Annotated in this window: 23 protein-coding genes and 1 other RNA gene; 18 read left to right on the forward strand and 6 right to left on the reverse strand. The window is 64.4% G+C overall.

Annotation, left to right across the window (positions count from 1 at the left end):
* The first annotated feature begins 70 nt into the window (after window positions 1–70).
* Complete coding sequence (locus P1U48_RS04270) at window positions 71–1,549, forward strand: cytochrome P450 (protein WP_301067579.1); 1,479 nt, start codon at window positions 71–73, stop codon at window positions 1,547–1,549.
* Complete coding sequence (locus P1U48_RS04275; protein WP_301067581.1) at window positions 1,546–2,682, forward strand: alkane 1-monooxygenase; 1,137 nt, start codon at window positions 1,546–1,548, stop codon at window positions 2,680–2,682. Before P1U48_RS04270 ends, P1U48_RS04275 begins: the two co-directional genes overlap by 4 nt.
* A 6-nt stretch (window positions 2,683–2,688) precedes the next feature.
* On the opposite strand, the gene P1U48_RS04280 is transcribed toward P1U48_RS04275, so the two are convergent.
* From P1U48_RS04280 to P1U48_RS04295, 4 genes are read right to left on the reverse strand one after another with little or no spacing between them, the layout of a single operon-like run.
* Entirely contained in the window at window positions 2,689–3,201 is a 513-nt protein-coding gene (locus P1U48_RS04280) for a DUF2478 domain-containing protein (protein WP_301067584.1), read from the reverse strand.
* Window positions 3,202–3,213: 12 nt separating this feature from the next.
* Complete coding sequence (locus P1U48_RS04285) at window positions 3,214–4,131, reverse strand: U32 family peptidase (protein WP_301067586.1); 918 nt, start codon at window positions 4,129–4,131, stop codon at window positions 3,214–3,216.
* A gap of 4 nt (window positions 4,132–4,135) precedes the next feature.
* Window positions 4,136–5,113, reverse strand: coding sequence for a peptidase U32 family protein (locus tag P1U48_RS04290; protein ID WP_301067676.1), 978 nt, complete (start codon window positions 5,111–5,113; stop codon window positions 4,136–4,138).
* A complete protein-coding gene (locus P1U48_RS04295; RefSeq protein WP_301067588.1) occupies window positions 5,113–5,655 on the reverse strand; it encodes an SCP2 sterol-binding domain-containing protein in 543 nt (180 codons plus the stop codon). Before P1U48_RS04295 ends, P1U48_RS04290 begins: the two co-directional genes overlap by 1 nt.
* A gap of 149 nt (window positions 5,656–5,804) precedes the next feature.
* On the opposite strand from P1U48_RS04295, the gene P1U48_RS04300 reads away from it, so the two are divergent.
* Both P1U48_RS04300 and P1U48_RS04305 read left to right on the forward strand, forming a co-directional pair.
* Window positions 5,805–7,301 (forward strand): UbiD family decarboxylase, encoded by a 1,497-nt coding sequence (locus P1U48_RS04300; RefSeq protein ID WP_301067678.1) that lies wholly within the window; start codon window positions 5,805–5,807, stop codon window positions 7,299–7,301.
* Window positions 7,298–7,858 carry a UbiX family flavin prenyltransferase gene (locus P1U48_RS04305; RefSeq protein ID WP_301067590.1) on the forward strand — a complete coding sequence of 187 codons (561 nt, stop codon included), beginning with the start codon at window positions 7,298–7,300 and terminating at the stop codon, window positions 7,856–7,858. The genes P1U48_RS04300 and P1U48_RS04305 overlap by 4 nt, the downstream gene beginning before the upstream one ends.
* 124 nt (window positions 7,859–7,982) lie before the next feature.
* Here the strand turns inward: P1U48_RS04305 and rnpB are convergent.
* Window positions 7,983–8,393: RNase P RNA component class A (rnpB, locus tag P1U48_RS04310), an RNA gene on the reverse strand.
* Between the two features lie 188 nt (window positions 8,394–8,581).
* Here rnpB and P1U48_RS04315 point away from each other — a divergent pair.
* From P1U48_RS04315 to P1U48_RS04365, 11 genes are all read left to right on the forward strand, one after another.
* Window positions 8,582–9,040: a universal stress protein gene (locus P1U48_RS04315; protein ID WP_301067591.1), complete on the forward strand. Its 459-nt coding sequence runs from the start codon at window positions 8,582–8,584 to the stop codon at window positions 9,038–9,040.
* 98 nt (window positions 9,041–9,138) lie between these two features.
* Window positions 9,139–9,702 carry a NifU family protein gene (locus P1U48_RS04320; RefSeq protein ID WP_301067592.1) on the forward strand — a complete coding sequence of 188 codons (564 nt, stop codon included), beginning with the start codon at window positions 9,139–9,141 and terminating at the stop codon, window positions 9,700–9,702.
* Window positions 9,692–10,282 (forward strand): tRNA (adenosine(37)-N6)-threonylcarbamoyltransferase complex dimerization subunit type 1 TsaB, encoded by a 591-nt coding sequence (tsaB, locus tag P1U48_RS04325; RefSeq protein WP_301067593.1) that lies wholly within the window; start codon window positions 9,692–9,694, stop codon window positions 10,280–10,282. Before P1U48_RS04320 ends, tsaB begins: the two co-directional genes overlap by 11 nt.
* Before the next feature lie 4 nt (window positions 10,283–10,286).
* Window positions 10,287–10,736, forward strand: a complete 450-nt coding sequence (locus tag P1U48_RS04330; protein WP_301067594.1) for a GNAT family N-acetyltransferase — start codon at window positions 10,287–10,289, stop codon at window positions 10,734–10,736.
* Window positions 10,737–10,894: 158 nt separating this feature from the next.
* A complete protein-coding gene (locus tag P1U48_RS04335; RefSeq protein WP_301067596.1) occupies window positions 10,895–11,884 on the forward strand; it encodes a BMP family ABC transporter substrate-binding protein in 990 nt (329 codons plus the stop codon).
* Window positions 11,885–12,014: 130 nt separating this feature from the next.
* Complete coding sequence (locus P1U48_RS04340) at window positions 12,015–13,583, forward strand: ABC transporter ATP-binding protein (RefSeq protein WP_301067597.1); 1,569 nt, start codon at window positions 12,015–12,017, stop codon at window positions 13,581–13,583.
* 82 nt (window positions 13,584–13,665) lie between these two features.
* Complete coding sequence (locus P1U48_RS04345; RefSeq protein ID WP_301067598.1) at window positions 13,666–14,760, forward strand: ABC transporter permease; 1,095 nt, start codon at window positions 13,666–13,668, stop codon at window positions 14,758–14,760.
* Window position 14,761: 1 nt separating this feature from the next.
* Window positions 14,762–14,890, forward strand: a complete 129-nt coding sequence (locus tag P1U48_RS04350; protein ID WP_301067599.1) for a hypothetical protein — start codon at window positions 14,762–14,764, stop codon at window positions 14,888–14,890.
* Window positions 14,891–14,892: 2 nt separating this feature from the next.
* Window positions 14,893–15,861, forward strand: coding sequence for an ABC transporter permease (locus P1U48_RS04355; protein WP_301067601.1), 969 nt, complete (start codon window positions 14,893–14,895; stop codon window positions 15,859–15,861).
* Window positions 15,862–15,961: 100 nt separating this feature from the next.
* Window positions 15,962–16,879 carry a sulfite exporter TauE/SafE family protein gene (locus tag P1U48_RS04360; protein ID WP_301067603.1) on the forward strand — a complete coding sequence of 306 codons (918 nt, stop codon included), beginning with the start codon at window positions 15,962–15,964 and terminating at the stop codon, window positions 16,877–16,879.
* Entirely contained in the window at window positions 16,876–17,655 is a 780-nt protein-coding gene (locus P1U48_RS04365) for a TIGR02186 family protein (RefSeq protein ID WP_301067604.1), read from the forward strand. Before P1U48_RS04360 ends, P1U48_RS04365 begins: the two co-directional genes overlap by 4 nt.
* A 126-nt stretch (window positions 17,656–17,781) precedes the next feature.
* Here P1U48_RS04365 and guaD read toward each other — a convergent pair whose 3' ends face one another.
* A complete protein-coding gene (guaD, locus tag P1U48_RS04370; protein WP_301067605.1) occupies window positions 17,782–19,074 on the reverse strand; it encodes a guanine deaminase in 1,293 nt (430 codons plus the stop codon).
* A 125-nt stretch (window positions 19,075–19,199) separates the two neighbouring features.
* Between guaD and mgtE the strand changes: the two genes are divergently transcribed.
* The 3 genes from mgtE (at window position 19,200) to gltX (ending at window position 22,970) form a co-directional block, all read left to right on the forward strand.
* Complete coding sequence (mgtE, locus tag P1U48_RS04375; RefSeq protein ID WP_301067606.1) at window positions 19,200–20,600, forward strand: magnesium transporter; 1,401 nt, start codon at window positions 19,200–19,202, stop codon at window positions 20,598–20,600.
* Window positions 20,601–20,610: 10 nt separating this feature from the next.
* Entirely contained in the window at window positions 20,611–21,165 is a 555-nt protein-coding gene (locus P1U48_RS04380; protein ID WP_301067607.1) for a 5-formyltetrahydrofolate cyclo-ligase, read from the forward strand.
* Between the two features lie 476 nt (window positions 21,166–21,641).
* The gene (gene gltX, locus P1U48_RS04385; RefSeq protein ID WP_301067608.1) at window positions 21,642–22,970 is read left to right on the forward strand and encodes a glutamate--tRNA ligase; all 1,329 of its coding nucleotides are present in this window, start codon (window positions 21,642–21,644) and stop codon (window positions 22,968–22,970) included.
* The last annotated feature ends 41 nt before the right edge of the window (window positions 22,971–23,011 follow it).

The following is a 23,011-nucleotide window of genomic DNA, read 5'->3' on the forward strand; positions in this document are numbered from 1 at the left end:
AACTCGAAAACCCGCCTGTTTGTGGACGGCCGGCAAATTTTGACGACCGTCAAGGACGCGCGACCCTGCGATGACCAGACTGGCCAAAACGCCCGACCCTGATCGGTCGGCTTGCAAGAAGGTCATCCGCTTGTCTGACACCAACGCTATAAAGCCGCTGCCGCCCAAGCCGGCATCCCGGGCCGGGAATGTCTCGCTCTGGGCCTATTTCAAACTGTTCAAAAGGGATATCCTTTCGGCGCAACCGGCGCGACTTTACCACGCCTGGATGGCCGAATTCCGGACACCTTTCTTTCGCTCCTATTTGTGCAATGACCCGGAGCTGGTCAAACTCGTGCTGCGCGAACGACCAAGGGATTTCCCCAAATCCGAGCGCATCCGCACCGGGTTAAAGCCGCTGTTGGGCGAGTCGATCTTTATTTCCAACGGCGCGCTCTGGGAGCATCAGCGCCGCATCATCGACCCGGCCTTCGAGGGCGGGCGCCTGCGCAGCGTTTTCCCGGCGATGTGGGACAGTGGCGTTGCCGTGGTCGACCGGTTGCGCCCGCTGGCCGATGGCCGCCCGGTCGAGATCGAGGGCCATGCCAGTCATGTGGCGATGGACGTGATCTTTCGCACCCTGTTTTCGGTGCCGGTCGAGCATGAAATCGCCAGTGCCGCCTTTGCCACCTTCCGCGAACATCAGCAGGAACAACCGGTGGCCAACCTGTTCTCACTGTTGCCGTTGCCAAAGTGGTTCCCGCGCTATCATTCGCGCCGCACAAGGCGAACCGCCGCCATCATTCGCGGGCTCATCGCCGAGCTGACCGAGACCCGTGCGCAAGAGATTTCCGCAGGCCGCGCGCCAGATGATCTTGCCACCAAGATCATGACCACGCCCGATCCTGAGACCGGTCAGTGTTTTGAAACCGACGAGATGATTGACCAGGTCGCGATCTTCTTTCTTGCAGGGCATGAAACCTCGGCTGCGGCGCTGGCCTGGGCGCTCTATCTTCTGGCCATCAACCCCGACTGGCAGGACCGCCTGGCCGCCGAGGCGCAGGCGTCGTTCGATCCTGAAAAGATCTATTTCTCGACCCTTGGCAAGCTGCGCCATTCGCGCGCAGTGTTCCGCGAAGCGATGCGGCTGTACCCGCCGGTGCCGATGTTCGTTCGCGAAGCGACCTGCCCCGAGCGGCTTCGCGAGCGCGATGTGCCCTCGGGATCGCAGGTGATCCTCAGCCCCTGGCACCTGCACCGCCATGACCGCCTGTGGGTGCGGCCCGATGAATTCGATCCCGGCCGCTTTGACACCCCGAATGGCAAGGATTGTCTGCGCAACGCCTATATCCCGTTTTCCGCAGGTGCGCGGGTCTGCCCCGGGTCGGCCTTTGCCATGGCCGAGGGGCCGCTTTTGCTGTCGATGCTGGTGCGGGCCTACCGCTTTGAGCCGGTAGAAGGCCGCGTGCCGATCCCCGAGGCGCATCTCACCGTGCGCGCCCGCGACGGGATCCATCTGCGCCTGATCCCGCGTGACACCGACCGTTTAACAAACAAGGCCATGCAATGACAAAATCACCCGCCGCCGCCCTCAGGGCCTGGCCTTACTGGCTGACCCTGACATTCGTTCCGCTGGTGGTTCTGGCGCTTGGCCAGGGCGGCTGGACCATCCTTCTGATCCCTGCCTATGGCTGGCTGCTGATGCCGCTGCTCGACACATTGCTGGGCAAGAACCTGACCAACCCGGATCCCGACACGCCCGACAGCGAGCTGTTTTGGTTCCGCCTGCTCACCTGGATCTGGTTTCCGATCGAATTCTGTCTCGTCTTCGGGGCGATCTGGGCGCTGACCCGCTGGGACGGGTATTCGGGTCTGGAAACCTTTGGCATCATGTTCGGCATCGGCGTCACCACCGGCACGGTCGGGATCGTCTATGCCCATGAATTGTTTCACAAACCCGCAAGGTTTGAGCGCGGCCTGGGCGATTTGCTCATGGCGATGGTGCTCTATGGTCATTTCCGCACCGAGCATCTGTTGGTGCATCACCCGCATGTCGGCACCCCGCGCGATACGGTGACCGCGCGCTATAATGAAGGCTTCTTGCGGTTCTTTCCCCGCGTCCTGCGGCAAGGCCCGGGGTCTGCGTGGCGGGCCGAGCGGGCGCTGCTGGCGCGGCGGCGACGCGGCCCCTGGCATCCGGCCAACCCGATTTTCAAATACGCCGCGTTGCAGATCACCTTTCTTGGGCTTGCCTATGGTATCGGTGGCTGGACCGGCGTCGGTCTCTTTGTCCTGCAGGCGTTTCTCGCCGTTTGGCAGCTCGAACTGACCAATTATGTCGAACATTACGGGCTGACCCGGAAATACCTGGGCGACGGCAAATACGAACCGGTGCGCGCGCATCATTCCTGGGATTCGGCGCATCGGGTTTCGGGTCTGTTGCTGATCAATCTTCAGCGCCACGCCGATCACCATCTGCACCCGCTGCGCCGCTTCCCGTTGCTGCAAATCTTTGATGAAACCAAGGCGCCGCAATTGCCCACAGGCTATCCGCCGATGACCTCGATGGCGATGATCCCGCCGCTTTGGCGTCGTCATTTCAATCCGCGCGTGCGCGCCTGGCGCAGGCAGTTCTATCCCGAGATCGAGGATTGGGCGCCCTACAAGCAGATGGCCTTTCCGCCGCCACGCGGTGCCGGCTGAGAAGTCTCAGTTCAACCGCGCGGCGGCCATGCACCATGCGCTGATCGCGGCGGCATCGGCGGGCAGAGGCTCGGCCAGCCCGTCGGTAAATTCCTCGAAGCCTGTGTGGCTGGACCGGCTCAGCCCCACGACGATGGGAAGGCCAAGCGCCAGCGCCCGACCGATCACATCGCGAAACCCGCGCCCTGCCGCCTCTTCGGGGCCGAACTTGTTCAGGATGAACACCTGCGCCAGCGACAGATCGCCGATTTCGACCTGCGCCACGGCGTTGGCAATTGCCCCTGGATCAAGCCGACAGGCGTTTGAGCCTTTGCCCAGATACTGGGTGATCTTGATCACCGGCCCATCCGGCAGCACCCGCACCTTCATGTCACAACCGTTGTCAAAGGCGCTTTCATACGAGAGGTCGCGGACAATCCCGGCGGCAAAGACCCGCTGGCGGGCCAGCAGGGCCGCAGTTTCGGCCAGAATCCGGTCGGTTTCGCCGGGCTCCATGGCGTTGACAAAGGCGATGTTCACGGCAGTTTCCTTTCAGGTTGTGGAAGAGGTCCGAGCGGAGTCGCCCGACCATTCGGCGCCGCGCGTGCCGGTCAAGAAACCGTCGCTGAGCGGAATTCCCGGTTGCATGGTTTTCAGCGCCCCGGCGACCGCGCCGCGCTCGATCTGGCCGTCGATGCGCGCACGATAGAGCGCGCAGACCGCCGCGAAATCGCCGCTATGAGGCGACAACCGCACCCGCGTGACACCCGTTTCCCTGAGCCGTTCAATCTGGTGATCGGCGCAGGCAAAACTGTCTGACAGGGTCTGCACGCCGTTTATCGCCAGAAAATCCTGCCCCTCCAGCGTCGCCAATTTCAGCCCGTCTGGATCATCCTCGCAGGCGAACCGGCAATTGTCCTTGCTGTGCCCGTGCAGGCGCGCGTGATAGCAGCGCCCCGAAATCGCCAGCGGCACCCGGCCATGGCCCCAGACCTCGATCGCCACGCCAAGATCGCGGCCCAGGTGCGCCAGCCGCTCCACCGAGTCCAGCGGCAGTTCTGGCGGCAGGCAGATGCTGGTTGCGCCACGCCCGGCCAGCCAGCTCAGGGTGCTGTCGTTATAGACATTGACCAGCGGCCCGACGGAAAAGCCCGCGCCTTCAGGCAGGTAGGCCAGCATCGTCAGGTCGTTGATTTCGACCTCGACCCCGGCCTCGATCAGTTCGGCGCTGAGCTTGCGTTCGCGTTTCAACGTGATCAGCGCCAGCGAGGTCACCGCCACCGCCTTGCCCGCGCCCTGCAGCGCCTCGATCGCGGCCGGGATGCGGTCCTGGTAAAACGGCAGGCGTTTGGAACAGACGAGCTCACCCAGAACAACCCGTTCCACCGGTGCCTCTGCCAGGGCCGTATAAAAGGCGCTCCACTCTTCGGGTTTCCAGAAAAACTGGTTCGGCCCAACTGTCAGTTTCATGGCGCTACCTCCAGGTTTTCTTATAGGCCCCGGCGGTGGCGGCCTGGCCTTCGGTGAGGCTGGCCAGCATTCCCTCGGGCATCGGCAATCCTGCCGCCTGCGCATCGACCGCGGCGCGAAAATTGCGCACCACCTTGGCCACATAGGCGCGCGACCGTTGCCGCCCCTCGATTTTCAGCGCGGTAACCCCGGCCTCGGCCAATTGCGGGATCAAGGTCTCGGCGTTGAGGCTGACCGGGTCCTCAAACAGGTGGCCGGTCTTTTCCCCGGCCTGGAAACACCCTTTGCAAAGGGTCGGATAGGGCGCTGGCTCTCCGGCCGCGACCTGGTGGATCGTATACCCGCCCAGCCTGGCCGAAAGCGCGCCCGCTTCGTCGTGATAGTCAACATGGCTCGCCGGGGAACAGACCCCGTTCATGTTGGGTGATTGTCCGGTGGCATAGGACGAGAGCATACAGCGCCCCTCGGCCATGACGCATAGGCCACCAAACACGAACACCTCGGTCTCGACCTCGGTTTCGGCGTTGATCGCGGTGATTTCCTGCACCGAGAGCACCCGCGGCAGCACCACCCGTTTCACGCCAAAGGCACGGGCATAGAAATTGATCATGTCGGCATTGGCGGCGGCCGCCTGCACCGACAGATGGCGGCGCAGGTTCGGGTGATGCTGCGCGGCATGGGCCAGCAGCCCCAGATCGGCCAGAATGACCGCATCGGCGCCCGCGCTTTCGGCATCGGCGAGGGCGCGATGCCACAGGGGTTCTGCACCGGCGCGTGGAAAGGTGTTGATCGCCACCAGCACCTTGGCGCCGTGATCATGGGCAAAGGCGATGCCGTCGCGGATCTCGTCACGATCAAAATTCAGCCCCGGGAAATTGCGCGCATTGGTCTCGTCGGCAAAACCGCAATAGACCGTATGCGCCCCGGCCTTGACGGCAGCGCGGAGCGAGGCCGGCGTACCAGCCGGGCAGACGATCTCCATTACCATCCGTCGATCTCCTCATGCCGGGACAGGGCCACGCCGGTTCTGGCTTCGGCCAGCGCGATCAACCGCTTCACCTGCGCGGCAAACGGCCCCGACATGGCCTGCGCCTCTGCCGAGAGGTCCAGTTCGGCATCGTCAATCGCATTGCGCAGCGCCAGCACGGCGGCGGTGTCGCCCTCGATCAGCAGATCGCGTGAGAAAAACAGCGCGTCGCCATCATAGGTGCCATGCACCATGCCCAACAAACCGGCCAGAGGTCCGGCGATGCGGGCATCTCCGCGCAACTTCCGGCGCGATAGATAGAGCCGGGGTTTGCCGCCGCGCGGTTCCAGCAGAATCGAAATCGGAAGGTCGGTCGGATCCAGCACAAAGCGTGTCTGATCATAGCGGCCAAGCCTGCGAAACATCCCGGGATGACGCTGGGCCAGGTGCCGGGCAAACCCGGCAAGCGCCATCGAAAGTGGGGTCACAGGCACCCAGCGCAGCGCCAAGGCCGGCAAGCGCGGGAACAGGGGCAGATGAACCGATTGAGATGACATAAGGGCAGCTCCGTTTCGGGGAGGCAACGCCTGAGGCGGCGGCGCTGCAGCGGTCCTAACGGGTTTGACCGGTTCAAAACTTGACGATGGTCAAGTTTTCCCGGGCGACCCGATGTTAGGGCGGCAGAAAGCCCAAAAGGAATTCTCCAATCCGCTCGCTGCCCGCCTTTGCATCCCTGCGCGCGTTTCTGGATTGGAATGCGGCGCAAGGCGATCTGGTCACCATTCCCGATGCGGTTTCGGTGCGTCATCAGATGACGGCCGTTCATCGTGCGGTGCTGGAAAGCGGCGGCCCGATCCTGCGCTTTGACAATCCGGTTCTGGATGACGGAACCCGCAGCAAGATGCCGGTGGTGGTGAACCTTTTCGGAAGCACCGAACGGGTCGCTGCCGGGCTTGGCGTGGCGCCGGAGGGGCTGGACGATCTGGGGGCGTTCCTGGCCGCCTTGCGCGCGCCCAGCCCGCCCGAGGGCATGCGCGATGCGATGTCGCGCTGGCCGATGCTGAAGGCGGCCCTGGCGACACGCCCCAAGCTGGTGAAGAACGCGCTGGTGCAGCAGAACGTGATCGAGGATGTCGATCTGGCCCGCCTGCCGATCCAGACCCATTGGCCGGGCGATGCCGGGCCGTTGATCACATGGCCGGTGGTTCTGACCCGCCCACACGACAGCAAGCCCGACGAGATTGGCCGCTATAACGCCGGTGTCTACCGCGCACAGGTGATCGGACGCGACCGGATCATCCTGCGCTGGCTGGCCCATCGCGGCGGGGCCGCACATCATCGCAGCTGGCAAAAGGCGGCGGCACCGATGCCCGTCGCAATTGCCCTTGGGGCAGATCCCGCGACAGTGCTTTCGGCCGCGCTGCCACTGCCCGAAACCATCAGCGAGCTCAGCTTCGCCGGGGTCTTTTCCGGCGCCCGTCCGCGCCTTGTTCCCGCCAGAACCGTGCCGCTCATGGTGCCAGCCGATGCGGAAATGGTGATCGAAGGCTGGGTCGATCCCGCCGAAACCGCCCCCGAAGGCCCGTTTGGCGATCACACCGGGTATTACAACGCGCCCGCCGCCTTTCCGGTGATGAGTGTCAGCGCCCTGACCACCCGCGACGATCCGCTTTATCTTTCCACCTATACCGGCCGCCCCCCGGATGAACCGTCCATCATCGGCGAGGTGTTCAACCGGCTGGCCTTGCCGGTGATCCGGGGCCAGATCCCCGAAATCCGGGATCTCTGGCTGCCACCGGCGGCCTGTTCCTATCGCATGGCGGTGATTTCGATCGACAAGCGGTATCCCGGACAGGCGCGTCGCGTGATGATGGCGCTGTGGGGAATGTTGCCGCAGTTCAGCTATACCAAGATGATCATCGTGGTCGACGGTGACATCGACCCGCGCAACTGGGATGACATCGCCTGGGCGCTGGCCACGCGGATGGACCCGGAACGCGATGTGATGATCGTGGAAAAGACACCCATGGACTATCTCGATTTCGCCTCGCCCGTGGAAGGGCTGGCCGGAAAGATCGGCATTGATGCCACCAACAAACTTGGCGCCGAGACAACCCGCGACTGGGGCCAGGTGATGCAGACCGCCCCGGAGGACGCGGCATTTGCCGCCGATCTTCTGGCGCGCCTGAAAGGAATGACATGACCCGTATTGTTCTTGGCGTTTCCGGTGCTTCCGGGGCCGCGCTTGCATTGGCCACCGCGCGCCTTCTTGTGACTCTGGGCATCGAGATTGATCTGGTCGTTTCCCCGGCCGCCGAAAGGACCCTGCGCGAGGAATGCGGGGCCGGGGCATTGGCCGAACTGACCGACCTCGCGGATCAACGACACGGGTCCGGCGATATTGGCGCGCGCATCGCCTCGGGCTCGGCTCCACTCGCCGGAATGATCGTCGCCCCCTGTTCGATGCGCAGCCTTGCAGCAATAGCCAACGGGCTTGATGACAACCTGATCACCCGCGCCGCCAGCGTGCAACTCAAGGAACGCCGCCCGCTGATCCTGCTGGCACGCGAGGCACCACTCACCCTTGCCCATCTGCGCAACATGACCGCCGCAACGGAAATGGGGGCGATTGTGCTGCCGCCGGTGCCCGCCTTTTACCTCAAACCGCAGGGCCTGAACGCGGTGGTTGACCAGATCGCGGCACGGGCCGTCGATCTGTTGCGGCTTGGGCCACAGGTGGCGCAGGGCTGGACCGGATAGAGATTGCGGTGGTTCTGGAGTGGGGGCCGCCCGCGCGGCCTGCCATGGCACAGTTTGCGCAGGGGGCAGGGCGCTGACCGCCGGTTTCACTGGCGGACCGCGCCCGCAGGCGATGGTTTCGAAAATGCGCGGAGGGCCTGTAAGCCGGATTCTGTTCCCCGGGGTCGCCCCCGGTTCGATGACCATTCCTCTTGACCCGCGGTTGCCCACGCGCCTCTAGCTGCCAACCCGGATCCCGGGGCCAAGGCGGCCCTGCGGCGGTATCGCCACCTCCCGAAGAAGGCCCGACCGGCCCGCAATGGGATCCCTATTCGGCATTGCTCCCGGTGGGGCTTGCCGTGCCGGTCCGGTTGCCCGTCCCGCGGTGCGCTCTTACCGCACCGTTTCACCCTGACCACGGCGGACCGTGGCGGTCTGTTCTCTGTGGCGCTTTCCCTGGGGTTGCCCCCGCCGGGCGTTACCCGGCACCGTTGCCTTGTGGAGTCCGGACTTTCCTCGAACGGTCGAAACCGCCCGCGGCCATCCGGCCCTCCGCGCAGCGTGTCGCCTATCGCAAAACCCGGCGCCTGGTCAACAGAAACGACATCGCCAGGGGAAATGGTTTTCGACGAAAACCATTGGCAAAACTCTTGGCCAAGAGTTTTCGCCGCGCCGTTCCCGCCGGAATTCGGTGATGGACGGATTTGCGTCCATGCGTCATCATTGCTGCCGGGAGACCCAAAAATGATGCGCAAGTTTCTTGTCATCCTCGATGACAGCCGCGAATGCCTGAACGCCATGCGCTTTGCAGCGATGCGCGCCGCCAAGACCGGTGGCGGTGTCGCCATCCTGTCGATCATCGCGCCCGAGGAGTTCAGCCATTGGATCGGCGTCGGCGAGGTGATGCGCGAAGAGGCCCGTGAGCGGATCGAGGTGCATTTCGAGGTCTTTGCCAAATGGATGCGTGACCGGCAGGGGGTCGACCCGACGCTGATCATCCGCGAGGGCGAGGCGGTGCCGGAAATTCTGGCGCAGATCCGCGAGGATCCGGATATCGGGGTGCTGGTGTTGGGGGCGGGGAGCGACAAATCCGGTCCCGGCCCGCTGGTCAGCCAGCTGACCAAAAGTGCCGGCAGCTTGCCGATTCCGGTGACCATCGTGCCGGGCGATCTGTCGAAAGAGCGGCTTGAGGCGATCACCTGACCCCAATCCGGCCCGGCGGAGAATTCAAACCGCCCGATTGTTGACTTCCCCGGCGCCGAGGCCCATATCAAAGACCTCAGGACAAAGAGGCATTGCCGATGTTCATTCAGACCGAATCCACCCCCAATCCTGCGACGTTGAAATTCCTGCCCGGGCAATCCGTGCTGGACACCGGCACCGCGGATTTTCCGGTTGCCGAGGCCGCCAATGCTTCGCCGCTGGCACAGCGCATCTTTGCCGTCGAGGGCGTCACCGGCGTGTTCTTTGGCACCGATTTTGTCACCGTCACCAAGGCGGATTCGGTGGAATGGGACCATATCAAGCCCGCGCTTCTGGGCGCGATCATGGAACATTTCCAATCCGGCGATCCGGTGATGGCGGTGGATGGCAAGGCGGCTTCCGGCCATGCCGATCACGATGGCGAAGATGGCGAGATTGTCAGCCAGATCAAAGAATTGCTTGACACGCGGGTGCGCCCGGCGGTGGCCCAAGATGGCGGCGACATCACCTTTCACGGCTTTGACCGCGGTGTTGTCTATCTGCATATGCAGGGCGCCTGCGCCGGTTGCCCGTCCTCGACCCTGACCCTGAAGATGGGCATCGAGAACCTGCTGCGCCACTACATTCCCGAAGTAACCGAGGTGCGACCGGTTGCCGTCTGATCATCTGACGCTGGGCTTTGACACATCGGCCGCGCATTGCGCGGCCGCTTTGCTGTCGGGCTCCGAGGTGATTGCCGCCCGCGCCGAGGCGATGGGGCGGGGTCAGGCCGAACGGCTGTTTCCGCTGATCGAGGAGCTGCTGACCGAATCCGGGATCCGCTGGCGCGATCTGAGCCGGATCGGGGTCGGCACCGGGCCGGGCAATTTCACCGGCATCCGCATCGCGGTTGCGGCGGCACGCGGTCTGGCGCTGTCGCTGGATGTGCCCGTGATCGGGATCAGCAGCTTTGCCGCCACCCGTCTGACCCGCCCTGGCGCCGCAGTTGCGGTGTCGGCACCGCGCGGTCAGGTCTATCTGGAGCGCCCGGGTGATCCCCCGGTGCTGGTCGATGCCGCCGAAGCGCAGGGCGCCGCCATGCCGCCGGCGGCGGTGGACCTCGCCATCGCCATCGCCCGCGCGGCGAATGCGGTGGCGTATCAGGCCAGTGATCCGTTGCCGCCGCCTGCGCCGCTTTATCTGCGCGCTGCCGACGCCGCGCCGCCGCGCGATGCGCCGCCCGAGATCGTCGATGACGCCTGAGGCAATGACAGCCGCTGCGGTCAATCCCGTCGATCTGGCGGCGCTGCATGCTCGCGCCTTCACCACGCCGCGGCCTTGGGGCGCAGAGGAATTCACAGCGCTTCTGGCCAGCCCCGGGGTGTTCTGCCTGACTGCCCCTGCCACCGCCACCGCTGGCCTCGGCGCTCTGCTGCTTGGCCGGGTGGTCGCGGATGAGGTGGAGTTGCTGACCCTGGCCACCGCCCCCGAAGCGCGGCGTTGTGGCCATGGCCGCGCCCTGCTGGCCGGGTTCGAGGCCGCAGCGGCAGGCCGTGGCGCCGGTTCCGCCTTTCTCGAGGTCGCCGCCGACAATGCCGCAGCACTTGCGCTCTATCAAAGCGCCGGTTGGATCGAGGCCGCACGGCGCCCGGGCTATTTCCGCGCGCCGGACGGGCACCGCAGCGATGCCGTGATTCTGCGCAAATCGCTGGTTTGATGTTACGCTGAAACCGGTGGGACCGTCTCTGATTGCCGGATTTCACTATTGACGCGGTTTCGCGGCATGGTCCTAACTTGACCGCGTGATCAAAAATGATCTGCTAGCATAACGGGCGCCGGGCCTGGCCCTTTGCTGAACCAACCGGGAGAACACCAATGACCGTGATGACAAGAATCCTCGGCGCCGCCGCCGCACTTGCGCTGAGTGCAGGCGCGAGCTTGGCTGAGCCCGCGCTGATCTTTGACCTTGGCGGAAAGTTCGACAAATCCTTCAACGAAGCCGCGTATAACGGTGCCAAGCGCTGGGCCGAAGAAACCGGCAGCACCTTCCGTGAGATCGAGCTGCAATCCGAAGCGCAGCGCGAACAGGCGCTGCGCCGCTTTGCCGAAGCCGGGGCCAACCCGGTGATCATGACCGGGTTCGCCTTTGGCAATGTGTTGTCCGAAGTCGCCCCCGATTACCCGGACACCAAATTCGCGATCATCGACATGGTGGTTGATCAGCCCAACGTCCGCTCGGTGGTGTTCAACGAACATGAGGGATCGTTTCTGGTCGGGATGATGGCGGCGATGGCGTCGAAATCCGGCACGGTCGGGTTCATCGGCGGCATGGATATCCCGCTGATCCGCAAATTCGCCTGTGGCTATGTCCAGGGCGTCAAGGCGGCGAACCCCGACGCCAAGGTGATCCAGAACATGACCGGCACCACCCCGGCGGCCTGGAACGACCCGGTGAAGGGGTCTGAGCTGACCAAGGCGCAGATTTCCCAAGGCGCCGATGTGGTCTATGCCGCCGCCGGTGGCACCGGGGTCGGCGTTCTGCAAACCGCAGCGGATGAGAACATCCTGTCGATCGGTGTCGACAGCAACCAGAACTACATGCATCCGGGCAAGGTTCTGACCTCGATGCTGAAACGGGTCGACAACGCGGTTTATGACGCGATGACGGCCGGGCCGGACATGGAAACCGGGTTCAACGTGATGGGCATCGCCAATGGCGGTATCAGCTTTGCAATGGATGAAAACAACGCATCGCTGGTGAGCGACAAGATGCTGGCGGTCACCTATAAGGCCGCGCTGGATATCGCGACCGGCGCGGTTTCTGTGCATGATTACATGTCCGACAACACCTGCCCGGTCGAGTGATCTGAGCAGGGCAAGTTAAAGCGAAGCGGCGGGCAACCGCTGCTTCGTTTTTGTCGCGGCGGGGCGGCGCCCCTCCAAACCATTGACGCAAAAAGATTGCGCGCCCGGCGCAGTCAGGCATGGTGAGCGCATGACCGACACAGCCCCCGCCATCGAACTCAAAGGCATCTCCAAGGCCTTTGGCTCGGTCCAGGCCAACAAGGATATCTCGATCCGGGTGATGCCGGGCACGATCCACGGCATCATTGGCGAAAACGGCGCCGGGAAATCGACGCTGATGTCGATCCTCTACGGGTTCTACAAAGCTGACCGGGGCGAGATTTTCATTTCTGGCAAGAAGACGGAAATCCCCGACAGCCAGGCCGCGATTGCCGCCGGAATCGGCATGGTGTTCCAGCACTTCAAACTGGTCGAAAACTTTAGCGTTCTGGAAAACGTCATCCTTGGGGTCGAAGAGGGCATGCTGTTGCGCCCCTCCCTGGCCAAGGCGCGCAAGTCACTGAAATCGCTGGCCGAGGAATATGAGCTGAACGTCGATCCGGATGCGTTGATCAAGGATCTCAGCGTCGGGCACCAGCAGCGGGTCGAGATCCTCAAGGCACTCTATCGCCAGGCCGAAATCCTGATCCTGGACGAGCCCACCGGGGTGCTGACCCCGGCCGAGGCCGACCACCTGTTTCGGATCCTCGACAATCTGCGCAAAGAGGGCAAAACCATTGTCCTGATCACCCACAAGCTGCGCGAAGTCATGGAAATCACCGATACTGTCAGCGTGATGCGGCGCGGTGAGATGACCGCGACGGTGAAGACCGCCGACACCGATCCCGAACATCTGGCCGAGATGATGGTGGGCCGCAAAGTGCTGTTGCGGGTCGATAAGAAGCCCGCGACGCCGGGTGATGTCGTGCTCTCGGTCAAGGAGCTGCGGGTGGTTGACGATAGCGGTGTCGAGCGGGTCAAGGGCATCTCGTTTGATATCCGCAAGGGGGAAATCCTTGGCCTCGCCGGGGTTGCGGGCAATGGCCAGTCCGAATTGATGCATCTGCTGGGCGGGATCGCCGACGGCACTGGCACGATCACCGTCAATGGCGCGGCAATTGATCTGACCGGCAAGCAGTCCGATGGCCAGTCACGCCGGGCGCGTGGCATTGCCCATGTGCCCGAGGACCGGCAGCGCGAAGGCCTGATCATGGATTTCGCCGCCTGGGAGAACCTGATTTTCGGCTATCACCGAGATCCGCGCTGGGGCGCCGGGCCGCTGATGAACAACGCGGCGATCATCACCGAGGCCGAGGCCAAGATGCAGCGCTTTGACGTGCGCCCGCCCAATCCCAAGCAGTCGGCCAAGAATTTTTCCGGCGGCAATCAGCAAAAGCTGGTTCTGGCCCGCGAGATCGAGCAGAGCCCGGCGCTGTTTCTGGTCGGCCAGCCGACACGTGGGGTGGATATCGGCGCCATCGAATTCATCCATCAGGAAATCATCCGGCTGCGCGATCAGGGCGCGGCGGTGCTGTTGGTGTCGGTTGAGCTGGAGGAGATCCTGTCGATGTCAGACCGCATTGCGGTGATGTTCGACGGGCGGATCATGGGGTTTCGCGATCCTGTCGCGACCGATGAAGGCGAACTTGGCCTGCTGATGGCCGGGATCGACAGTCAGAGCGCAGATCAGTCCGCAGGACAGGCGGGGGCGACAGCATGATCCTTGTGGCCGCCATCCGCGCGACCAGGGCCCCCCGGGGGTCATGTGAGCCGTTGTCGCTCTCCTTGCGGGGGGCATTCTGATGGAGCGCATGCCAGTCTGGGCCGATGTGGTCCTGATTCCGCTGATCTCGCTGTTGCTGGCCGCGGGTCTGTCGGCGCTGGTCATCCTAGCGATTGGCGAAAGCCCGGTGGCGGCCTTCCAGCTGATGGTGGACGGGGCGCTGATGCGGTCGGCCGGCTGGGGCTATACGCTCTATTACGCCACCAATTTCATGTTCACCGGTCTGGCGGTTTCGGTCGCCTTTCACGCCCGGATGTTCAACATCGGCGGCGAAGGTCAGGCGATGCTCGGCGGGCTTGGCGTGGCGCTGGCCTGCCTCTATATTCCCTGGCCGCATTGGAGCCTGGCGATCCTCGGCTCGGCCTTTGGCGCGGCGCTGTTCGGGGCGGCCTGGGCGCTGATCCCGGCCTGGCTTCAGGCCAAGCGTGGCAGCCATATCGTGATCACCACGATCATGTTCAATTTCATCGCCGCCGCCCTGCTGAACTATGTTCTGGTCAATGTGCTGCGCCCGGTCGGGGCGATGGACCCGGCCACGGCGAAATTCCCCGAGCCGACGCATCTGCCGACCTTCCGCGATATGTTTTCAACCGCCGAAACCATCCTGTTCCGGGGCGCGCCGGCGAATGTCAGTTTTTTCTTGGCGCTGGCCGCCTGTGTGCTGGTCTGGCTGCTGATCTGGCGCACCAAGCTGGGCTATGAAATCCGCGCCCAAGGGTTTTCCGAAAGCGGCGCCCGCTATGCCGGGATCTCGCCCAGCCGGATCATCGTCATCTCGATGCTGATTTCCGGCGGGCTGGCCGGGATGATGGCGGTCAACTCCACCCAGGGCGAGGCCGAGCGGCTGATCCTGAACATGACCGAAGGCGCCGGGTTCATCGGCATCGCGGTGGCGCTGATGGGGCGCAATCATCCGTTCGGGGTGTTCCTGGCGGCGCTGTTGTTCGGGTTTCTCTATCAGGGCGGCGCCGAGTTGGCGCTGTGGACCAATATTCCCCGCGAATTGATCGTGGTGATTCAGGCGCTGGTGATCCTGTTCACCGGGGCGCTCGACAATATGGTGCGGATGCCGCTGGAGCGGATATTCTTGGCGCTGCGCCGGAAGGAGGCCTGAGATGCTGGAGGTTCTGCCCGGGGTCCTTGCCGCCTCTTCCATCCTGTTGATCGCGGTGCTGTCGCCGGGCCCGGCGGTTGCGATGCTGCTGGCGGCCTTCGCCTTCAAACGTGCATCTGCGCGGGGCTGAGCATGGATTTCGCCACCCTCCTTCAGCTCCTCGACGCCACCATCCGCCTTGGCACGCCGCTGTTGCTGGCCTGTCTTGCCGGGCTGTTTTCCGAACGTGCCGGGATTTTCGATATCGGGCTGGAAGGCAAGATGCTGATCGCCGCGTTCTTTTCGGCGGCCATCGCCTATATGTCCGGGTCGGTCTGGCTGGGGCTGCTGGCCGGGATTCTCGCCTCGATGGCGCTGTCGGCCTTGCATGGCCTGGCCTCGATCACCTTTCGCGGCAATCAACTGATCTCGGGCGTCGCGATCAATTTTCTGGCCGCCGGGCTGACGGTGTTGGTGGCGCAGAGCTGGTTTTCCCAGGGCGGGCGCACCCCGTCGCTGATCGGTCAGGCCCGGTTCGAGCCGGTCACCCTGCCGCTGGCCGAGGCGCTGCGCGAAGTGCCGGTGCTGGGCCCGATCTATTACGATCTGATTTCTGGCCACACGATCCTGGTCTATTTCGCCTTTCTTTGCGTGCCTGCGACCTGGTGGATCCTCTATCGCACCCGCTTTGGTCTGCGCCTGCGCGCGGTCGGTGAAAATCCCGCCGCGGTCGACACCGCCGGGGTGTCAGTGATCGCGCTGCGCTACAGCGCAGTGGCGATCTGCGGGCTGCTCTGCGGGGTTGCCGGGGCTTACCTTGCGACCGCGCTGCAGGCCGGGTTCGTCAAGGACATGTCGGCGGGGCGCGGCTATATCGCGCTGGCGGCGCTGATCTTTTCCAAGTGGCGGCCTTGGTATGCGCTGTTCTCCACCATGCTGTTCGGCTTTCTGCAAGCCTTGGCGCTGCGTCCCGACCTGATCGAAAAGGCGACTGGCGTGAAGGTGCAGGTGCAGCTTTTGGATGCGCTGCCCTATATCCTGACGGTGATCATCCTGGCCGGGTTTGTCGGCAAGGCAATTCCGCCGCGCGCCGGTGGCGAGCCCTATGTGAAAGAGCGCTGAGGCGGGCAGGGCGCACGACACGGGGTGAATCCGACCTCAGCGGCACGCATTTCCGACTTGCCCCGTTGCGGCAACGCGGCATTCGGGCATAGTGAGGACCATGCAAATCTACCTGCCCATCGCCGAGGTCTCAGTGAATTTCTTCACTCTGCTTGGCATTGGCGGGATCGTTGGCATCCTGTCGGGGATGTTCGGGGTCGGCGGCGGCTTTCTGATCACGCCGCTGTTGTTCTTTGCCGGGATTCCGCCTGCGGTGGCAGTGGCCACCAGTGCCAATCAGATCGTCGCCTCGTCGTTCTCCGGGTTGCTGGCGCATCTGCGGCGCAAGACCGTGGATATTCGTATGGGCGTGATCCTATTGGTCGGCGGGCTGATTGGATCAGGGCTTGGGGTGCTGGTGTTCAACTGGCTCAGGGCGCTGGGCCAGGTCGATCTGCTGGTGCGGCTTTGCTATGTGATCTTTCTGGGCATTGTTGGGGCGCTGATGCTGGCGGAAAGCCTGCGGGCGATCCGTCGGGCGCGCGGCGGACGGGTGCCGTCGAAACCGCGACGTCAGCGCAACTGGGTGCACACCTGGCCGCTGAAGATGCGGTTCCGCACCTCGCAACTTTATATTTCAGCGATCCCACCGCTGCTGGTCGGGCTGGCGGTCGGGGTGCTGGCGGCGATCATGGGGGTCGGCGGCGGCTTTATCATGGTGCCGGCGATGATCTACCTGCTGGGCATGCCGACCAAGGTGGTGGTCGGCACCTCGCTGTTCCAGATCATGTTCGTCACCGCCTTTACCACCTTGCTGCATGCCACCACCAACCACACCGTCGATCTGATGCTGGCGCTGGTGCTGATCATCGGCGGGGTGATCGGGGCGCAATTCGGCACCCAGATCGGGCTCAGGATGAAGGCCGAACAATTGCGGGTGCTGCTGGCCAGCCTGGTGCTGCTGGTCTGCGGCAAGCTGGCGTTCGACTTGTTGCTGCGCCCGGCCGAGCTGTTTGTGATCGGTGGGGTGGGCGGATGAGCCGGACGCTTCCGATTTGGGCTGTGTGCCTTGGCCTCGGTCTCGGGCTGGGGGCGCTGATCGGGACGGCATCGGCGCGCGAGGATGTGGTGCTGGGCCTGTCGCAGAACCGGGTGCAGATCAACGCCAATTTCGACGGCTCGGAAATCCTGATCTTTGGCGCGGTAAAACGCGAGGCGCAGATCCCGGCCACACCGCTTGAGGCGGTGATCACGGTGGCCGGACCTTCGGCACCGGTGGTTGTCCACCGCAAGGCGCGCCGCGTCGGCATCTGGGTGAACGCGGAAACCGTGCAGATTGACAGCGCGCCCAGCTTTTATGCCGTCGCCACCACCGGGGCGATGCACAGCGTGTTGAGCTACACCGAGGATCTGCGTCATGCGATCACGGTGCCACGGGCGGTGCGCTCGGTCGGGGCCGAGGCCGAAGACCCGGCCAGCTATACCGAGGCGCTGATTCGCATTCGCGAGGCGGATGGCCTTTATGCGACGCTGGAAAACGCGGTGGTGATGGAGCAACAGACGCTGTTCCGGACCCGCATCGCTCTGCCGTCCAATCTGACCGAAGGCGGCTATCAGGTGCGGGTGTTCCTGACCCGTGATCGCCAGGTGGTGTCGCAACTGGATACCATCATCGATGTCCGCAAGGTCGGACTGGAACGCTGGCTGTTTGCGCTGGCGCAGGATCAATCTCTGATCTACGGGCTGCTATCGCTGGTGCTGGCGGTGTTGGCCGGTTGGGGCGCCTCGGCGGGGTTCCGGTTGCTGCGCGGCTAGGATGGTGCGGGGCGGTGGCCGGTGAAAATTTTTTGAAAAATTTTCGCCACCCGCTGATACGGCGGCGCCCGAAAAGCCTTGGCCAAGGCTTTTCCCAAGACTTTTCGAGAAAAGTCTTTCCCGGCCTCAGCCGCGCGCCTTCTGTCCGGCGATCCAGACTGCTTTCACCGCCCGGTCATCGCCCATCATGATGGTGGCAAAGACCTGTTCCCAGATGTCGTCGGCCCGCGCAGCGCGCTGGGCGATGGCCGGGGTCGAGGTCAGGTCGAGGGCGATGATATCGGCCTCATGGCCGACCTGCAGGTTGCCGATCTGCCCCTCCATCCGCAGCGCCTGGGCCGATCCGGCGGTGGCCAGCCACAGCAATTGCGCCGCATGCAGCGGGGTGCCGGTGAGCTGGCCGATTTCATAGGCCGCCGCCATGGTGCGCAGCATCGAAAAACTGGACCCGCCGCCGGTGTCGGTGGCCAGCCCGACGATCTGGCCCTCGGCCTTGCGTCGGGCCATGTCGAACAGGCCCGAACCGATGAAGGTGTTCGAGGTCGGGCAATGCACCAGCGCCGCACCGGCTTCGCGCAGCCGGTCGCATTCGCGCGGCTGCAGGTGGATCGCGTGGCCGAACAGCGCCCCGGGGCCGAGGAGCCCGTGGGTTTCATAGGTGTCGAGGTAATCGCGGGCTTCCGGATAGAGGTCGCGCACCCAGGCGATTTCATCGGTCTGTTCGCTGAGATGGGTCTGCATCAGGCAATCGGGATGCGCCGCCCAGAGCGCGCCGAGCGAATCCAGCTGTTCCGGCGTCGAAGTCGGCGAAAACCTTGGGGTGACCGCATAGGTTGCCCGCCCGCGTCGATGCCATTTCTGCAACAGCGCCAGACTCTCGTCATAGGCGCTTTGCACATCGTCGCGCAGCCCGTCCGGGGCGTTGCGATCCATGCAGGTGCGCCCGCCCGCCACCCGCTGACCGCGCTTTTCGGCTTCGGCGAAGAACGCGTCGACGCTCTCGGGATGGATGGTGCAGAACGAACAGATCGTGGTGGTGCCCTCGGCCAGGGTCAGGTCGAAATAGCGGGCCGCGACATCCCGGGCATAATCGGGATCGGCAAATCGGGTTTCCTCGGGGAAGGTATAGGTGTTCAGCCAGTCGATCAGCCGTTTGCCCCAGGAGGCGATGATTGCGGTCTGCGGATAATGGGCATGGGCGTCGATGAACCCGGGCAGGATCAGCGCCTCGCCCATCGCCTCGATTGTCGCCAACGGATGCGCCGCCCTGAGCTGCGCCGCCGTGCCGATCGCGGCAATCCGCCCTTCGCGGACCAGCACCGCGCCGTTGCTGTCAATGCGCACGGAATCGGCCAGCGGCCGCGCAAAGGGATCACCCTGCCAGCTGAGAACCTGCCCACAAATCAGCCGTTCCGTCATCCGTGCTCTCCTCGCGACATGATGGCAGGCTACCCTTGGTCGCGACGCAGGTAAATCGCTGCTGACCATTGTCGGCGGGGGGGGGCGGCCTCTATGCTCACCCCCAGTCGGCAGGGGGCGCGAAAATGAGCGAAGACACGGATCAGATCGCGGAAATCGAGCCCGAGGCCGAGGATGACGACGCGGCCTATGCGCTGAACCGCCGCGCCGTGGCGGCGATTCTCTTTGCGGTCGATACCGGGGATCGCGAAAAGCTGATCGAATTGATGGAGCCGCTGCACGCGGCCGACATCGCCGACCTTCTGGAACAGATCAACACCTTTGACCGTCGCAAGATGGTCGAGCTTTATGACCGCGAATTCGACGGGGAGATCCTGTCAGAACTCGACGAATCGGTGCGTGAAGAGGTCATCGGCCTGCTCTCGCCGCAGGTGCTGACGGACGCGGTGCGCGAGCTCGACAGCGACGATGTCGTCGATCTGCTCGAATACCTGGAAGAACCGCAACAGGAACAGATCCTCGACGCGCTGGAAGACAGCGATCGGGTCGCGGTCAAGCAGGCGCTGACCTATCCCGAGGAATCCGCCGGTCGCCTGATGCAGCGCGAGATCGTCGCGGTGCCCGAACATTGGAGCGTCGGCGAGGCGATTGATTTCATGCGCGCCCGCGAGGATCTGCCGGATCAATTCTATCACGTGATCCTGGTCGACCCGCGGATGAAGCCGGTGGGCTATGTGGCGCTGGGCAAACTGATGGCCTCGCCGCGGGTGCGGGCGCTGTCCGACCTGCTGGAACCTTCGTTTCGCACCATCCCGGTGGATCAGGACGAGGGCGACGTGGCCTATGCCTTCAACCAGTATCACCTGATCTCGGCCCCGGTGGTGGATGAGGACGAGCGTCTGGTCGGCGTTATCACCATTGATGACGCGATGTCGGTTCTGGACGAGGAACACGAAGAGGACATTCTGCGTCTCGCCGGTGTCGGCGAAGGCTCGCTCTCCGACAGCGTTGTCGAAACCACCAAACAGCGGTTTCCCTGGCTGGCGGTGAACCTGGCCACCGCGATCCTGGCCTCGCTGGTGATCGCGCAATTCGAGGCGACGATTGCCAGTTTCGTGGCCCTGGCGGTGTTGATGCCGATCGTCGCCTCGATGGGCGGCAATGCCGGCACCCAGTCGCTGACCGTGGCGGTGCGCGCCATCGCCACCCGTGACCTCACCGGCTCAAACGTCTGGCGGGTGATCCGCCGCGAGGTGCTGGTCGGGCTGGTGAACGGCGTGGCCTTTGCGCTGGTGATGGGGGGGGTCGGCGTGCTGTGGTTCGGGCAGCCGCTGCTGGGCGTGGTGATCGGCATCGCGATGATCGTCAACCTCGTGGTTGCCGGTCTGGCGGGTACGGTGGTGCCGGTGGTGCTGGAAAAAGCCGGGGTCGATCCGGCCCTTGCCTCGGGGGCCTTCGTCACCACGGTGACGGATATCGTCGGGTTCTTCGCCTTTCTCGGGCTGGCCGGGGCGGTGCTGCTGTGAGGGCGGCGCAGTGACGCTGGCCAAGAGCAAGGCCGCCGCCCGCGCCGAGGCCCTCGCCCGCCGCGCTGCGGCCTTTGCCGCGGGCGGGCCGGGGCAGGCCGGAGTGCTGTCCTCGGTTCTGGCCGGGTATCGCGGGGTGCCGCTGGCGGGATACATGGCGATGCGGACCGAAATTTCGCCGCTGCCCGCAATGGAAGAAGCCGCCGCGCATGGCCCGGTCTGTGTGCCGGTGATCGAGGGGGCGGGAATGCCGCTGCGCTTTGCCCGGTGGGAACCGGGGATGGCCATGGTGCCCGGGCCTTTCGGGGCGGCGGTGCCCGAATTCTGCGACTGGATCACGCCCGAAATCCTGATCGTGCCGCTGGTGGCCTTTGACCGGACGGGCAACCGGCTGGGCTATGGCGGCGGCTTCTATGACCGGACACTGGCCGCCCTGCGCGCCGCCGGGCCGGTGCTGGCCATCGGCTTTGCCTGGGCCGCACAGGAAGTCGCGGCGCTGCCGCTCGAGCCGACGGATGAAAGGCTCGACATGTTGGTCACCGAGAAAGGGATCGTGAAAGGCTGAGCCATGAGCGCGAACAAGGCACAAGACCGATCGGGACGTCCGGGCCTCTCTTGACGGGGCCTCCCTTGACGGGGGCGAACTGTGCGGCGGCGAGACCACGACCGGCGCCTTCCCGCCCTGACCATGGGGCGAGAGCATCGTCGGCGACGGGCGCCATGAGTCTGCCTAAGCATCGGGGCGCAGCGGGTCCTGGCCCGCCACCGGCTTTTCCCCGCGCAAAGCGGCGGTTTCGGGCTATATTGATTGTGCCGGGCTAGGCGGATTTCGATACCTTGCTGGCGCGGGTCAGGCCGCACCGGATCGGCAGATCCTGCCGCTACCTGGCCAACCCGGACCGCAACGACTTGGCTGCAGTGGCCGGGTTGATCCGCGCCGGTCTGGATCACCTGGCAAGCCGCAGGACGATCCATCCGCAGTCGCGCCGCCATGGACAAACCGCGCCGCATATGGAATGGGAGCGGCCAAGGAGACCCATCATGACAACCACCCGCTTTGCCCCGTCACCGACCGGCTATATCCATGTTGGCAACCTGCGCACCGCGCTGTTCAACTGGCTGATCGCGCGCAAGTCCGGCGGAACCTTTATCCTGCGTATCGACGACACCGATCCCGAACGCTCGAAAGAAGAATATGTCGAGGCGATCAAGGAGGATCTGACCTGGCTGGGTCTGACCTGGGATCGGGTGGAACGGCAATCCGAGCGGCTGGATCGCTACGCGCGCGCAGCGGATCAGCTGCGCGGGATGGGACGGTTCTATGAGGCGTTTGAAACCCCGGTCGAGCTTGATCTGAAGCGCAAGAAGCAACTGAACATGGGCAAGCCGCCGGTCTATGACCGCGCCGCGCTGGCCCTGTCCGAGGCCGAGCGCGCCAAGCTGCGCGGCGAGCGCGGCGATGGGGTCTGGCGGTTTAAGCTGGATCAGGAGCGGATCGAATGGGTCGACGGGATCCTGGGCGACATTTCCATTGATGCGGCCAGCGTCTCGGACCCGGTGCTGATCCGGGCCGATGGCCAGGTGCTCTATACCATCGCCTCGGTGGTCGATGACATCGAGATGGGGGTGACCCATGTGGTGCGCGGATCGGACCATGTGACCAACACCGCGACGCAAATCCAGATCATTCGCGCGCTTGGCGCCGAACCGCCCGCCTTTGCCCATCACTCACTGTTGACCGGCCCGCAAGGCGAGGCGCTGTCGAAACGGCTGGGCACCCTGTCGATCCGCGACCTGCGCGCCCGCGGGGTGGCGCCGATGGCGCTGCTCAGCCTGATGGCGCGGCTGGGATCGTCGCAACCGGTCGAGCTGCGCGACAGCCCCGAGGCATTGGTCGAGGGGTTCGAGCTGAGCCATTTCGGCGCGGCGCCGACGAAATTCGATGAAAACGACCTGTTCCCTCTGACCGCTCATGTGCTGCGGGCGACGCCGCTGGCGGAGGTGGCCGAACGGCTGACCGCGGCGGGGGTTCCGGCAGGCCAAGCGGAACGGTTCTGGCTGGTGGTGCGCGACAATATAACCACCTTGGGCGAGGTCGACGACTGGTGGAAACTCTGCGCCGAGGGCGCCGATCCGGTGATCGAGGACGAGGACCGTGACTTCGTCGCCGAGGCGCTGGCGCTGCTGCCGGATGGGCCCTACACCGACGAAAGCTGGAGCCAATGGACCAATGCGGTCAAGGCCGCCACCGGGCGCAAGGGGCGCGGGCTGTTCATGCCGCTGCGCAAGGCACTGACCGGTCAGGCGCATGGGCCGGATATGGCGCAGCTGCTGCCGCTGTTGCAGGTCATCCGCGCGAAACAGGGGTAGTGGGCGAAAACTTTTAGCTAAAAGTTTTTCACCGCGTCGAT

The organism is Pseudooceanicola sp., from assembly GCF_029213205.1.
Taxonomy (GTDB): Bacteria; Pseudomonadota; Alphaproteobacteria; order Rhodobacterales; family Rhodobacteraceae; genus Pseudooceanicola.

Bases quoted from the DNA above. Each gene is read 5' to 3' on its own strand.
- P1U48_RS04270 (WP_301067579.1), top strand. From the start codon at position 71: ATGACCAGACTGGCCAAAACGCCCGACCCTGATCGGTCGGCTTGCAAG.
- P1U48_RS04275 (WP_301067581.1), top strand. From the start codon at position 1,546: ATGACAAAATCACCCGCCGCCGCCCTCAGGGCCTGGCCTTACTGGCTG.
- P1U48_RS04285 (WP_301067586.1), bottom strand. From the start codon at position 4,131: ATGAAACTGACAGTTGGGCCGAACCAGTTTTTCTGGAAACCCGAAGAG.
- P1U48_RS04290 (WP_301067676.1), bottom strand. From the start codon at position 5,113: ATGGAGATCGTCTGCCCGGCTGGTACGCCGGCCTCGCTCCGCGCTGCC.
- P1U48_RS04295 (WP_301067588.1), bottom strand. From the start codon at position 5,655: ATGTCATCTCAATCGGTTCATCTGCCCCTGTTCCCGCGCTTGCCGGCC.
- P1U48_RS04305 (WP_301067590.1), top strand. From the start codon at position 7,298: ATGACCCGTATTGTTCTTGGCGTTTCCGGTGCTTCCGGGGCCGCGCTT.
- P1U48_RS04315 (WP_301067591.1), top strand. From the start codon at position 8,582: ATGATGCGCAAGTTTCTTGTCATCCTCGATGACAGCCGCGAATGCCTG.
- P1U48_RS04320 (WP_301067592.1), top strand. From the start codon at position 9,139: ATGTTCATTCAGACCGAATCCACCCCCAATCCTGCGACGTTGAAATTC.
- P1U48_RS04330 (WP_301067594.1), top strand. From the start codon at position 10,287: ATGACAGCCGCTGCGGTCAATCCCGTCGATCTGGCGGCGCTGCATGCT.
- P1U48_RS04335 (WP_301067596.1), top strand. From the start codon at position 10,895: ATGACCGTGATGACAAGAATCCTCGGCGCCGCCGCCGCACTTGCGCTG.
- P1U48_RS04340 (WP_301067597.1), top strand. From the start codon at position 12,015: ATGACCGACACAGCCCCCGCCATCGAACTCAAAGGCATCTCCAAGGCC.
- P1U48_RS04345 (WP_301067598.1), top strand. From the start codon at position 13,666: ATGGAGCGCATGCCAGTCTGGGCCGATGTGGTCCTGATTCCGCTGATC.
- P1U48_RS04350 (WP_301067599.1), top strand. From the start codon at position 14,762: ATGCTGGAGGTTCTGCCCGGGGTCCTTGCCGCCTCTTCCATCCTGTTG.
- P1U48_RS04355 (WP_301067601.1), top strand. From the start codon at position 14,893: ATGGATTTCGCCACCCTCCTTCAGCTCCTCGACGCCACCATCCGCCTT.
- P1U48_RS04360 (WP_301067603.1), top strand. From the start codon at position 15,962: ATGCAAATCTACCTGCCCATCGCCGAGGTCTCAGTGAATTTCTTCACT.
- P1U48_RS04365 (WP_301067604.1), top strand. From the start codon at position 16,876: ATGAGCCGGACGCTTCCGATTTGGGCTGTGTGCCTTGGCCTCGGTCTC.
- guaD (WP_301067605.1), bottom strand. From the start codon at position 19,074: ATGACGGAACGGCTGATTTGTGGGCAGGTTCTCAGCTGGCAGGGTGAT.
- mgtE (WP_301067606.1), top strand. From the start codon at position 19,200: ATGAGCGAAGACACGGATCAGATCGCGGAAATCGAGCCCGAGGCCGAG.
- gltX (WP_301067608.1), top strand. From the start codon at position 21,642: ATGACAACCACCCGCTTTGCCCCGTCACCGACCGGCTATATCCATGTT.